Genomic DNA, 12,717 nt, shown 5'->3' on the forward strand with positions numbered 1-12,717 from the left:
GTGGTCGTGGTGACCTCGGTCAATCGGCTGGTGGCGGCTCGTCCGCACCCCGTTGCAAACGATGAGGCGCCCGATCCGGACATCATCATGAGGCGCTTGCGACCTCGGAAAGGACCATGACCCCAGCGACGGGCAACTGATCGCATTGAAACCAGGTGACAGCTAATCGGCCCACTATACGAGTTGGCTATCGATCCACCAGCCGCGCTCGCCCCGTCTGCGCAACCCAGACCTGCTCCGTCGGGCCGAGCGTTACCACTTTGCCGAATGGCTTCAAAAAGAGAGTTGACAACAACCCGCAATTAAAGGGCCGATTGACACGCCGAGCTTGCATGGGTGTCGTGGAAAACGCTGGAGCGGCAAGGCTACCGCGTGCGCTTTATCAATGCCGGGAAACTCTACGGCTATCCTTCCGAAAGCTATAACTTCAACACGCGGCTTCTGGAAATTGCTTTGAGACCGGCGCTGCGGCCTCTGGTGTGGGAGGCGGCCTACGATGCCGCCAGCTATCTCGTGCCGGTCGATCCGAACCCCCATCACAAATGGATCGGCCAGGGCGTGCGCACGGCCTTCGCCCTCTACAACAAGATCACGGCGCTTTATCCTTCCGAGCGCTGGCCCTGCACGGTCGGCGGGCTTTGGGATTTCTTCGGGCGCGCACCGGATGAGATTGCGGACGATCTGCTGGTGTGGGCGTCGGATTCCCGCATGGAGGAAGACTGGGGCATGTGCCGCCTGGTCGCGGGGCTCACTGCTTCGACCGATCAATGGAACGCCTATTCCTCGACCGTGGTGGAACGGCTGCAAGGTTTTCAGCCCGGATCAGCGGCGCGGGCCGTGACCGAGCGCAACAGCTTCGATCCCGCCGATATGAAACGGGAGAGAACCGCGCTCTTTATTATTGGGTCGGCCCGCTCCGACACGAGCCGGAATTTCGTGGGCGCGATGGCTGCGGCGGTCATCGAACGTTTTGCCGACGCGCATGGCCCGTTGCGGGCGCTGGTCATCGGTGAAGAATGGGGCCAGCTCTATGTCAGCAACTTCCCTGAAATCCTGACCCTCTACCGGCAGGGCGGGATCAATTTCCTCGGCGTGTTCCAGAACGCCGCAGCCCAGATCGAAAACCGCTACGGGCGCGAACTCGCGCGCATCTGGCGCAAGGCGGTTGCGCATACGCTCTACCGGGGGCTGCCAGATACCGAAACACTCAAAGACATCGAGCACCGCTCGGGCCGCACCTCGGTCATGGTGCGCGGATTCAACGTCAACCAGAACCAGGTGAACGGCTCCGGCGACAATCTCTCCGAACAATCAAGACCGCTGCTCCAGGTGGAAGACATCCGCCTTGCGACCGGCGGCGAAAGCGCGCTGCTGGAATCCCGCGACCAGGGGTATTTCACGGTCGATATGCCAAACTTCTGGGAACGTCCGGAAATGAACGGAATGCTGCGCGACGTGCGCGAGAAGCCCGATAAATATGCGTGGTTTGAGGCCGTACCGTCGCGCGTGACGCGCGAAGTCCTATCCTTCCCCTCCCGGTAGCCCCGACGACCACGGACCCGGGCAAATTGCATATCGGCTCTCGCCACGATGCTCAATCAAACATCCCTGTGAGAGGCGTTATCAATAGAAATAGGCACGCCGTACCGATAAATGAATGAACGACAAAATACCAATGAGCATAAGGGTCGCGATTTAACTCAAGCGCAACAGCACGTTCCCATCTGGGGGTAAGAGACCAGAATTCTGCGATATTTGGGAGAATGCGTATCGTTGCCCCCAACAGCGGTGAAGCCAGTAATATCGGCCACGCCTTAGCCGCCCTTTTGGGATTAGATCGAAACCAAGCTCGAATATCGTTCCATGCAAGTAGAAGCCACATAAACCACCCTATAGCGACAACACCCGCCAAAAAGATGATCAAACCATCGGGCTTGTAGCCGTAACCGATTAAACGCCCCACATAAGCCTTGATATGGTTCAGGTAGCTGTCACTTTGCTCCAACAATCTTTGAGTTCGATACGCATGTAGATCGTTTGCTGCATCTCGATATCCGGATTCAGAAAGTATTTTTGCGAACATTGCAAAGGGCTGCGGATTAAAATGTGTTGGCAAAGGCGGCATGGATCCAGTTTTAAGCCATTGAATTATCTTATCGCTTGGAAGGTCTAACAGAGCCACTGTCTCAGCACTCCGATTTTCCCCGATAGATGGCGAAGCAGTTACGATCTGAATTCTGACTCCGTCCAGTCTTGCTGGAACAGGTGACCAACCATCAAGGCTTTTCCGATCGCATTCGCCAAACGATATCCCGCAGGCGGACGTGGCAAACGTGTCGATATTTGTTCCTCGGAGTATAAGTTTACTTCCGTGCTCCCAACGGATTGGAGCGTCCGGGCTATCAATAAAAAGGCCGCGTCGAATTTGCGAATTGCTGAGGTCCACTTCAGAACCAAACCTTCCCAAAAGATACACGTCCCTCTGAATCTCAACGCTAGAGATCAGAATTTCTCGTATCGACGCATTCAGGGCGAGTGTTCCGATTCGCGAATTTACTAGTGCGAAACTCGAAAAGGCATCTTCTATTTGCTCTCTACTTGGCCAGGGAAGCAACTTGTCACGTCTCAGCAATCCGTCAGCGGGCCTTCTTTCCAAAGATACATTGGGTCGGGGCTTTGAACCAGACCAACAAACGTCATCGTCGGCGTCGCGCGGTGAAGTTAATTCCATCACGTCAACATCTACGTTACGAAACAAAAGTGGTCGTTTGATCTTTGTAAATTTAAAGTCAATAGTCTCGGTTCTAAACTCTGAGCCAATAATCTCTGCATCGACATCGACACACGCAAATCTTATCGATGAACGAAACTGTGTCTTGTAAAAATTAATCGATGATTGCGAGCGGACGCTTGAATTAAGGAAAAGAAAGTTTTCTGCCTTCGATTCGTGAAAATAAATAAAAGAGAGTGGCTTGGTGGAACCGAAGATCGCGCCTGCCACGTTAAAATCTCCACCAACATCATTGTTACTAATCGCTGCGAAACCACTTTGTATCTCCAGCGGCAAAAATGGCGTCGCTTTCCCCGTTATTTGTAGATTTGCGATATTTTTGGAAACCCCCAAGTTTAGATCTTTTTCAATTTTGTTGTCAGTCACGTGCAGCGCGTTGGCAATTTTTGCGGCGCGAATGACTAGGGAAGTCGCCTTATTATTCGAGACTTGAATAGCAGTGACGTTTGCGTGGTTGACATGGAGTTCCCCGCTGATCTTGTTACCCGATATCAAAATCTTTCCACCGCCATCGCCGCCAACCAAATACGGCAACGCGTCAGTGGAATTAGCCGCTGCGTACAGCGTCTCATCCTGATAATCAGCGCCAAAGGTCAAGCCGCCGGTAACTTCATTGCCAAAGAATGTGACTTCCCTCAATTCAGATCGAGAAAATGTCAGGGAAGACAACTCGTTCTGGAGGGCAACGAATGATCCAAGGCGCACACTTTTAATGGAGACGGAAAGTCGATTTCGGATCAGCCCGAAACTATTCGCGATTTTTGACTCGGTAACTTCTAGATGGCCAGTGGTCGAATCCTGTAAGATTAACTCATCTATATTCGAGTTCGAGATTCCAATTTGGATGGAATTAATACCACTAATCCAGACCAGCTTACTTTGAATATCTGAGAATAGAATCTCTGCGGCCTGAATTTGCAGAACGTCACTAGTTTCCGCCATTGAGAGACACGACAATTCAAAACGCTTTAACGTCTCAAGTCGGTTTACAACGGCAACAAGAAAGTTGAGGTGCTCTGTGGATAGGGTTGCCAACTGATCTTTGGAGCAGTTAGATAGGCCGCGCTGGCCACTCAAAGATATCTCGTCGCTATCGCAGGCATCCTTGACAGAATTCAGAACTTCAGAATCTGTGATGGACGCAGACGGAGTCTGTGGCTGATCAGAGTGCTTATTCGGACTGTAGCGCCGTAGTATCCTGCATATATCTGGCCGGTTTGTGGATTCTTGTATCTCTGCGTAAACGTCCTTGGTGTCAGTTTGGTGGACTCTGGCTAATTCTTTGCCGATTGCGCAGCTATTCCAAACCTCAAATGAGATGATTGCCGCGACAAGGATAGAACAATAAAAAAAGTCAGTAACAGTGAGAGACCGCGTTATGTTTATAGAGTGGTGCCGCATCGTACTTCTTACTCGCCTGAACCTTCAAAGAGGCCTCTTCTGCTACCACATTTGACAAGCAAGTTCCTACTTATTGTCTCCTATCGCCCGAGAATATGTGGTTTCCACGCTGGGATGGCCGAGCAAGCGTTGAATGAGGTTTAGCGGAGCGCCTGAGCTGATTGCGTGACGGCTGAAGCCATGATGCAGGCCTTTGCCGTTGTCCCACCCAAAAATAGTGCCGCCGTTCAGCAGCAGCTTCTTCGGATGCTCGTCTATCATGGGAAAATGGTGTGTGACAGTCAATGGATACGGAGCGGCGGGACGGCAATCAAGCATATTCATGCTTGAACTTTGGTATGGCTTTATGGTCCCGTCGGCCCAGAACTTAAGCCAGTACTGCGAATGAGATCATCCATATCAGCGGGAAGAGCGGGTTTTGCCGCTGCCGTTTCGTGCGCCAAGTCGGAATCCGTCTTTGGTATGTCACGGTCGAGCTTCGCGCGCACGGTGTCCGGCATGTCTTCTGCAAGGCCGGCCTTGAGGTTCTCCAGCTCTTCATGTGTGATTTCGCCTTTGTCGAGGCGCTCACGGGCTTCGTCGAGCTTTGCCTGGCACGTCAAAAGCTGCTCGCGTTCTTGCGCCAATCGGGCTCCTTCATCGACCACCCCTTTGAATTCTTCCCACCGTGGTTTCTTATCGTCTATCTCGTTCGGGTCGATCGTCTCCGCCGACAATGCTTGGCCGTTCTCATCAAAAACGCGAAGGCCATCTTTTGTCTTGAATACTTTTCGGCCATCGGGAAGAACATAAGCGTTCTCAAGCAGCGCATCGATGCGCTCGCGCGCCACTTCAAGGGCCTCACGGTTCTCCATCAACGCTTCGACAGTTTTCGTATCATACTCGTCAAGCTCGACACGGAATGCCGCGATCTCTTCCGAGGTCGCCAAAACAGTTTCCACCACCGCCATGAACTCGTTATCGCGGCGTTCGCCTTCAAGTCTTTCTGTTTTGCGCCGCTCTCGTTCCCGCTCGTCAAGCCGAGCCATCTTTTCGGCGTGCAGGATGTCCTCGCGCCTGGCTGCGGCGGCTGCGAATTCTTCCTTCCACGAGCGCGGGAGAATAACCTGCATCACTCACCGCACTTCTGTTTCGTCAAAACGTCGATGACGGAGCCCGGTGGGTAGGTCGGGTATTTGTCGAACGCGTCGAAAATGACGCTCATAGTGCCTTTGTTCCCGTACAGAAAATCGTAGATGCACTCCATTCCGGCCTTTTTCTTTCCGTCCTTCATGTATCGGGCAACGGCGAGCCCTTCGACAACCCCCGCAATGTAGGATGTGCGTTGGTCGCTGTTCATTTCTTTCATGACTTTTTCTGCCGTGAACTGCGTTCCCGCCGCATTCGCGGGTGCGGGGGACAGAAAAGATGAAATGAAAATTGCGGTGCTTGCGCCCATGATGATCGGGCTGCATCCCTTGATCTTGACGCTCAAAATCGACCCTTTTCGTTATATTTGAAACGGGCCGACCATATCTGCTAAGATATTATAGAAATTAGGGATTTTCCGCCATGGTCTACGTTGGGGAAACATGGCCGGAAATGCAAAAGCGAAAGGGGTCGATTGTGTGAATGCCCTGATTTCCAATAAGAAACTGAAATTGCATGAAAAAGATAGCTTACATCCGTGTTTCAACGCCCGAGCAGCGTCATGATCGGCAGATCGAGGGGCTCCGCGAAATTTGCGACGAACTCCATATCGAAACGCAATCGGCCTGTAGCACGAAGCGTCCCATCTATAATGAGGTTCTGAAACGGCTGAAATCCGGCGACATGCTGGTGGTCTGGGATTTGGACAGGGCATTCCGCTCTGTCGTTGATGCCCTGACAGAAGCGGAAAAACTGCGTGCGCGCGGCGTTCATTTCCAGATCGCCAACCTGAATATCGACACGTCCACGCCTGCCGGGATTTTCGTCTACACCATGCTGTCGGCCCTGGCAGAGTTCGAGCGCCGCACGCTCTCGCAGCGGACAAAGGAAGGCATGGCCGTCGCCCGCAAGAAGGGCTCCCGCATCGGCAGGCCGCGCGTTCTCACGGATGAACAATTGCAGGAGGCGCGCCAGCGCATCGAGGTTGGCGGTATGACGACCGCCAGCGTCGCCCGCGAGATGGACGTGCCGCAATGGACACTCAGCCGTTCCCTGCGGCGGCAGGCCGAAACTGAAACGGTGCAATGAAGATAAAGAGCGATGGGGTTACGGGGATCGCGCAATCTTCCCGTGCCGGATGCCGCAAACGGAATGGCGGTCGTGGGTCGAGGGACGCGAAAGTCCTCGTCAGGGTTTCCAAGGGGCAGGAACGCCCTATGGTCGCAAGGGCCAAGGGAAGGCCGATGCCTTCCTTGTCATGGGGGGTCGGGGTAGCCTGAAGGCTTCCCGACTGGTGATGCAACGGCCAAACGGTGCGAGTGCTCAACCGGCGATACGGTTGAATGTCCGCGAATCGGGTATGCTCTACGCATGGAATTCATTCATCAGCCAGCAAGAGCAAACCGCCTCGGCGACTTCCTGATTGATAATCTTCAGAAGTCCTGGCCAGTTTTTCGTGCTGCGATAGCTTTTGTAAAGCAGTCAGGTACCCGTCATGTAGTTGGTCCACTTGCGGCATTCTCAAAAGCAGGCAAAAGTGACCTTATTGTAGGCATTGACCATCGCGGTACATCGAAAGAAGGACTTGATGACCTCCTGGTCGGTGTTGGTACCTCAGGCCGTGTGGTTGTGTTTCACAATCCGATTGCATCAACATTCCATCCGAAAGTTTACCTGTTTCGCTCAGATGCCAAGGCCGAAGTATTGGTCGGCTCAGGCAACCTGACTGAGGGTGGGATTTTTACCAACTATGAGGCATCGGTTCATCTCAATCTCGATCTGTCGGTTGCAGACGATGTCACTATGCTTCAATCCATAGAGACCGTGCTTGATGAATGGGGAAACACAAGTACTGGAACGGCTAGGGTTCTGGATAGTGCGTTTCTGACGACGCTCGTCGCCCGTGGCTATGTCCCAGTCGAAGCGTTGACGGCATCTGAGCGCGATGATGCGGCTACGGACGGCGAGACCGCCGACGGCGGCGAAACAACTGAAAGCACCGAAGTGCTGGAGGCATTGTTCTCAGCCCGGAGTGTCGCACACGCCCCATCTGTTGCATGGCCTCGAAAATCTCCGCCACAGGTTTCGGGCACTACGGCAACAACCAGCGCCGCGACGATTGCAGCCTCAGCAGTGGCCATGCCCAACAAAGGGTTCGTGATGACTCTTCAGCGGACCGATGTCGGCACCGGACAGGTCACGCCCGGCACGTCGCGAAGGTCGCCTGAGATTTTTGTTCCGCTCAGCGCGCGGGAGAATGATCCCGACTTTTGGGGATGGCCAAGCAAGTTCACGCCGGATACGGCCAAACCCGGTAAATTCGACCGGTTCGGCGTTCGAATGCGCGTCGGCACAGAGATCGCCAACGTCAACATGATGACATGGCCGGACAAGCATGATTGCCAAGACCTACGCCGTCGCACAAGAAGGAGCCGCCATATTTGTTGGCGCGCTTGATCAGCGAGCCATACCCGTCGCGCTGATATTTGGCGAGAACTGGATAAATTCGGGACGTGTTTTGCTCCCACTCGGTCGCGGTTTCTTCGTGACCGGAAAAATATTGCTGCAGGGAACGCGTGTAGATGTCGAACGGTAGGTATAAGTGTGTATGGCGTTCGATTGCCTTCAAAATATTGATCGAAACGTCCTCGGCCTCTTCCCAGTGCTCCTCATACCATTCCTGGAGGACTGCAACGGGCGTACCAGTGATCTGGACATTCAACTCAATGTTCTGAGTCATGCCAGGGTGCGTGAAATTGGAGGAGCCGACCAGAGCTGAGGAGCCGACAACATCCATGCGCCCGTGGGTTATGTATGCTTTGGCGTGAAACTTGTCATTCCGGTAAACTCGGCATTCGATCTTGCGCGATCTGATAGCGTCGACGATCGCGGGAACGCCCGCCAGAAAATGGTTTTTCTCCTTCTCCTGCTCGATACTCTGGTCCAAACGGTCGGCGATAGTCCTGAGGCCGGATTCAAAAGCTTTCCTCGTTCGCTTGGAAACCTCATCCCCCATGAGAATGCGAATCTTGTCGACCTTCTGCCACTCCTGGCCCAGACCAAGGATCGCGCCGATCTCAAAATAGCCGGTGGCAATGTCGATCGCCTTTGATATCTGGCACCAGTCATGGAGATACCGAAGCGCCTTCCAGTCATCGGCGCTGTTGTCGACGATGAATAATTCGCTGCCTACCCTGTAGCTTTCCCTCTTCGGCATCCTTAGTCCTCCTCGCCAAAAGATGTTGGCGCAAGCCGACCGCCTTGGCCCATTGGTTTGAATTTCATCCGGGCATCCGAAGCGCAAACCAGTTTCTCGGCATCCGCAACGGAATACCGCCTGCTCAGCTCATGTGCGAATAGCTTGGATTGGTAGTCAGCTATCACTCCCGTTGCCCCCTTTGCGACCACAGAGCACGACCACGCGCTGCGAGGCTCGATGGTCCAAGGCTTCCGTTCAGCGCCCAAGAGCGTTCGTAACGCTTCGTGCGCCGTCCTGTCCGCATAAACCGACGAAGGATTGCTCAAGGAATGCGCCATCTCCGACGGCAAATTGGGAAAGGAATAAAGGTTCAAAGCCGGTGCAGCGTAAGCCGACCGGCTTTGAAACGAGCTTAATGTATTTGCGTGCGTACTCGAAAAGCTTGCCACTCGGCCCAGCCCATTGCTTCAGAAAGGACGTCGGCACGAAATGATGATCCTTGGGTAAATCATGTTCATGTCGGCCATTCGGCCCTTAAGCGTATCGCTAGCTTGCGATGATCCCTTGGGTGTGGGTCGCGGTCTTCAGAATGGCGGGCAGCTTGCCGATGATAAGCTCGGCGGAGGTATAGCCCAGCGAGCGGGTCCCCTTTTGAATATTGGGATAGGAATCGAACTTCTTCTCGTTATAGTCCGGCTTGAAGAGATGAATTAGCTTGGCTTCGACCTCTGATGTCAATTCCGGGGATTTGAGATTGATCTTGCAGGTCAGATAATCTTTGATTTCTGCCTCGGTATCCAGGGGGTGCTCGATCGGCTTCACGCCCGCCGGCACCGCAAAATCGAAAACCGAGAAAACATTCGCCTCGGTGACGCCTTCAATATCCAGCATCAACAGCGCGATCTCAAACGGCGCCCGGTTATTCGGGTTGGCCGTGGCGAAGGTTGGCTCAAGGGTTAGGATCTTCTGCATCTTTTCATGACCCGTCAGGCGATCCCACACCGATTGTGAAAACGCCTTGCCTATATAGTGCACGGTGTAGGTCAGATAGGGCTCGACATCGCCCTCACAATGCAGCGGAAGGCCGTTCACCAAGGCTTCGTAGAGCAGCTTTTGCGGTGTTTCCCAGACGACGAACGTGCCATCTAGCTTCTGGGCTTTAAACGCCGCCACATCGTTCAGCGGTGGCATCTCGTCGCGTATCTTTTTGTAGAATTGAAATTCGATATCGCAGCTCTCGCCCGGCTTGAATAATTTGCATTCCTCCAGGTCAAGCATGCAATGGAGCGGCGGGTTGACGGTATCGACAATATCGAACTGAATCTGGAGGCCGTTGGGGACAACGTTGTTGAACATCATCAGCGGCCGTTGAAGGATGAAATAAATCGTGCAGCCTTCAATGATGCGCTGGACTACTTCCTCGGTCTTCAGGAACTCGAACTCGTAGGCGCTCACGATCGGATAGCGCGTGGTGGCAGCGATCTGGATGTTCTTGATGCCGGTGACTTTCTCGTCCACGCCGCGATCCTAATGCTGGTGCCGCCTCACGAGTGGTGGCTTGGAGAGTTGCGGACGTTTCACAAGATTGTTTTCTCGTACGATCCGGGCTTGCCCGCAAGAATAAAGTTTAAGGTTAGATGGAGTGCTTGCGCAACAATTCTCAAGGTTGGATGATCGATGGCTCGTGACCTGCTCCTCGATTTACCCTCGTTTATAGTGGACGCTGTTCAGGGTTTGGAGCGCTCCCCGAATCTAGGCCAGCCAGCGCTGGAATTTTCAGGGGTTAAAAGACCCAGCCGCTTCATCTCCGAGGGCATTAGCCCAGCGCACTCCGTTCGCCAATTGTAGACGGTTGCTTCGCTGATCCCCGCCTTGCGACAGACATCAGCAACCGCTGCACCGTCTTCGGCCTGCTTCAAAACAAATGCGATCTGCTCCTTTGAAAAACTTCGATGCCTTCGTGGAACTCTCCTTGCCCCCGTCAGGCGCAAGTGCGTGTATAAGGTGCGGCCCATCGTCATCCAAACCCCTGCCGCGGCGACCAGATGCGCGAACCCGGCCGTTCGATGCGCGGCAGCCGGCCGAGCAATGCCAAGCCATCGCGGAACTGCGCGACCGGATATCGCGCACCGTCGTCATGCCCGGGCCGTTCGGGATCGGTGAAAAGGCCGGAAAGCGCGATGACCGGTAGTTCGAGCGTCGCGGGCATTTGCTCGCGTCCACCGTCGATCATCGCGGACAGCGTCGAAAGAAAAGAATTCGCGGCCCATTCTTCCATGGCGAAGACGTTGTCGAGACCTATGCGCCGCGCTTCCAGCAAGCGTTCGAAATCCTCCCATGCCCAGAACGGCCCTTCGTCAGGCCGTGTCCAAGGCCGCACGAACGGCAAGAGCGCTTCCAGCGCCACCCAGAACCGTTGCCCGCCTTGTTGCACCGTGACGAAGGGGGCCACGAGATCGTCTGCGGGCGGCGGGCCACCGTTCCGTAGCCAATCGATCCATGCGACGATGCGCGAAGCTCCCATGAGGAGGAAATTCGAACGGTGCGAGGCGAGCGCGAGTGACGTGGCGACAGGTGCAAGGCCACGGGCCGCCGCCGCAGGCGGCGCGGCCTTCTTCCTGCTATTGGTTATCTTGGTCTCTGTGACGTGCAGGAAGGTATCATGCGTGGTCGGGTGAGAGCCGAACGCCACCGAATAGCCATGCACGGCTTTGCCGTGCGGGCATACACTCCCTATATGCGGCTTCACTTGCCGTCGATACTTGGCAGAGGACTCGCAGCGCATGCGGCCATCGGTAACAGCCTGAGCAAAGGACCCGTGCGCCTCAGCCAGCACCACGCCATGCGCGGATACGGCACCACCCCCATAGATAAAGTCGGCATGGGGCTCGAGGCTGGCGGAGAGGCACACCGCGTTATCCCGCCACGTATAGCCGAGCGTGTTCATCAGGAGATCGGTGACGCCCGCGCCAACGCGCCCGGCGAAACCGGAGCGCTCCGCGTCGGCGAGTGCGGTCACTTCCGGCGCAAGGGCAAAGGCCGCACCGTCCTGAACCAGGTATTCCACTTCAAGGAGCTGCATCCTTGCCCATCGCTCCAGCATCGCGTCCGGCGCGTGGCGCAAGGTGAGCGCCCTCGCCATCGAAGCCGCTAGCGCCTCCGGACGAAAGGCGATGTGCGTGGGCACGGGTGGCGCGACGAAGCCGGCTGACACCGGGCTTGGCGTGTGCGGGCGCAAATGATGCCCCGACCGGGTGACGGTTTTTTCCGCGCGCCAGAGAGCGCGCGCTGGCGCGGTCGCCACAATCGTCAAGGAAGCCCCCCAAAAAAACCGATCAATCCTGGCATGCTATCACGGCGCGTCGATCAGACGCTTCGCTCTCGAGGCTTTTTAGCACAACCGCTGCCCGCCATCCGAGTCGTGTTGGACCTTATCAGCATGAATAACAAAAAGTAGAAATGCGCGGCAGGCAGCGGCACGACGGTCCTGGGCAGGACTGGTGATTGGTGTCGGCCGGCGCGCCGTTTATGTGGCAGTCCTGTTGGCCTTGCTCGGCGCAACCCTCACGTTGTCGTCGTTCACAAGCACTGACACGCTTTGTCTATGTTTTATCTAAGATCACCCTTATTTCGCGTGGGTATAACGATGGAGCGAGATCGAAAAGCGAACGCGCTGAACGCAACTATATGTTTCGCATACGAAAGACTTGTGCTCTTAAAATCTTACAAAAGGTTCGACTTTTGAGTGACCTGATAGGGCACCTGATGCAAGAGCTATCGGATTGCTGGAGCGAGCCACGGCGGCGATCGAGCCGGGCTATTTCCGGCTCACCATACATGGCGGCGATCCGGTCCATCGGGAGCGCGTCTATTTAGATGCGAAAAATCTGTCCGGATGGCTGCGCCTTTTGCCTGAATGGGGAAGTCGATAAGGCGGCGCATCCTATCTTAGGGTCCGGACTCATATCTGACCCCCGGTCAGCAAGAACGCGACGGGACGACACTCCGCGTCGGTCAGAACATGGATCTTCGTGGTCCGCCCGCCGCGCGATCGGCCGATGGCCTGCTGATGTTCCCCCGTTGCCGCCAGTTGCGCAAAGATGCGCGTTCACGGCCGAGCTATCGATCAGGACCTGCGCAGGAGGTCCACCGGCGGAGAGGCTGGTGCGAGCCTTTCCTAGCTCCCCGATATATGCGC

10 protein-coding genes and 2 pseudogenes are annotated in these 12,717 nt (G+C 55.1%); 3 read left to right on the forward strand and 9 right to left on the reverse strand.

The genetic code is table 11. The features are described from left to right. Positions 1 to 336: 336 nt before the first annotated feature. Positions 337 to 1,542, forward strand: coding sequence for a type IV secretory system conjugative DNA transfer family protein (locus ACMYR2_RS17660; protein WP_416193404.1), 1,206 nt, complete (start codon positions 337 to 339; stop codon positions 1,540 to 1,542). A gap of 52 nt (positions 1,543 to 1,594) precedes the next feature. Here the strand turns inward: ACMYR2_RS17660 and ACMYR2_RS17665 are convergent, their stop codons facing one another. From ACMYR2_RS17665 to ACMYR2_RS17680, 4 genes are all read right to left on the reverse strand, one after another. Next, positions 1,595 to 3,868, reverse strand: a complete 2,274-nt coding sequence (locus tag ACMYR2_RS17665) for a hypothetical protein (RefSeq protein ID WP_416193405.1) — start codon at positions 3,866 to 3,868, stop codon at positions 1,595 to 1,597. A 390-nt stretch (positions 3,869 to 4,258) separates the two neighbouring features. Next, positions 4,259 to 4,516 (reverse strand): hypothetical protein, encoded by a 258-nt coding sequence (locus ACMYR2_RS17670; RefSeq protein WP_416193406.1) that lies wholly within the window; start codon positions 4,514 to 4,516, stop codon positions 4,259 to 4,261. 20 nt (positions 4,517 to 4,536) lie between these two features. Continuing rightward, the gene (locus ACMYR2_RS17675; RefSeq protein WP_416193407.1) at positions 4,537 to 5,304 is read right to left on the reverse strand and encodes a hypothetical protein; all 768 of its coding nucleotides are present in this window, start codon (positions 5,302 to 5,304) and stop codon (positions 4,537 to 4,539) included. Next, entirely contained in the window at positions 5,304 to 5,666 is a 363-nt protein-coding gene (locus tag ACMYR2_RS17680; RefSeq protein WP_416193408.1) for a hypothetical protein, read from the reverse strand. Before ACMYR2_RS17680 ends, ACMYR2_RS17675 begins: the two co-directional genes overlap by 1 nt. A gap of 170 nt (positions 5,667 to 5,836) precedes the next feature. Between ACMYR2_RS17680 and ACMYR2_RS17685 the strand changes: the two genes are divergently transcribed. Both ACMYR2_RS17685 and ACMYR2_RS17690 read left to right on the forward strand, forming a co-directional pair. Further along, the gene (locus ACMYR2_RS17685) at positions 5,837 to 6,409 is read left to right on the forward strand and encodes a recombinase family protein (RefSeq protein ID WP_416193409.1); all 573 of its coding nucleotides are present in this window, start codon (positions 5,837 to 5,839) and stop codon (positions 6,407 to 6,409) included. A 282-nt stretch (positions 6,410 to 6,691) separates the two neighbouring features. Beyond that, complete coding sequence (locus ACMYR2_RS17690) at positions 6,692 to 7,777, forward strand: phospholipase D family protein (protein WP_416193410.1); 1,086 nt, start codon at positions 6,692 to 6,694, stop codon at positions 7,775 to 7,777. On the opposite strand, the gene ACMYR2_RS17695 is transcribed toward ACMYR2_RS17690, so the two are convergent. The 5 genes and pseudogenes from ACMYR2_RS17695 to ACMYR2_RS17715 form a co-directional block, all read right to left on the reverse strand. Continuing rightward, positions 7,689 to 8,537: a phospholipase D-like domain-containing protein gene (locus ACMYR2_RS17695; RefSeq protein WP_416193411.1), complete on the reverse strand. Its 849-nt coding sequence runs from the start codon at positions 8,535 to 8,537 to the stop codon at positions 7,689 to 7,691. The genes ACMYR2_RS17690 and ACMYR2_RS17695 overlap by 89 nt on opposite strands. Before the next feature lie 528 nt (positions 8,538 to 9,065). After that, positions 9,066 to 10,037 carry a hypothetical protein gene (locus ACMYR2_RS17700; protein ID WP_416193412.1) on the reverse strand — a complete coding sequence of 324 codons (972 nt, stop codon included), beginning with the start codon at positions 10,035 to 10,037 and terminating at the stop codon, positions 9,066 to 9,068. 251 nt (positions 10,038 to 10,288) lie between these two features. Continuing rightward, positions 10,289 to 10,504: pseudogene (locus ACMYR2_RS17705) on the reverse strand (transposase); the annotation flags it as partial. Between the two features lie 32 nt (positions 10,505 to 10,536). Next, positions 10,537 to 11,832, reverse strand: coding sequence for a hypothetical protein (locus tag ACMYR2_RS17710; RefSeq protein WP_416193413.1), 1,296 nt, complete (start codon positions 11,830 to 11,832; stop codon positions 10,537 to 10,539). A 654-nt stretch (positions 11,833 to 12,486) separates the two neighbouring features. Further along, a pseudogene (locus ACMYR2_RS17715) lies at positions 12,487 to 12,679 on the reverse strand (IS5/IS1182 family transposase); the annotation flags it as partial. Positions 12,680 to 12,717: the final 38 nt, after the last annotated feature.

The sequence above is a fragment of the Nitrobacter sp. TKz-YC01 genome, from assembly GCF_047824785.1.
In the GTDB taxonomy this organism is placed as follows: domain Bacteria; phylum Pseudomonadota; class Alphaproteobacteria; order Rhizobiales; family Xanthobacteraceae; genus Nitrobacter.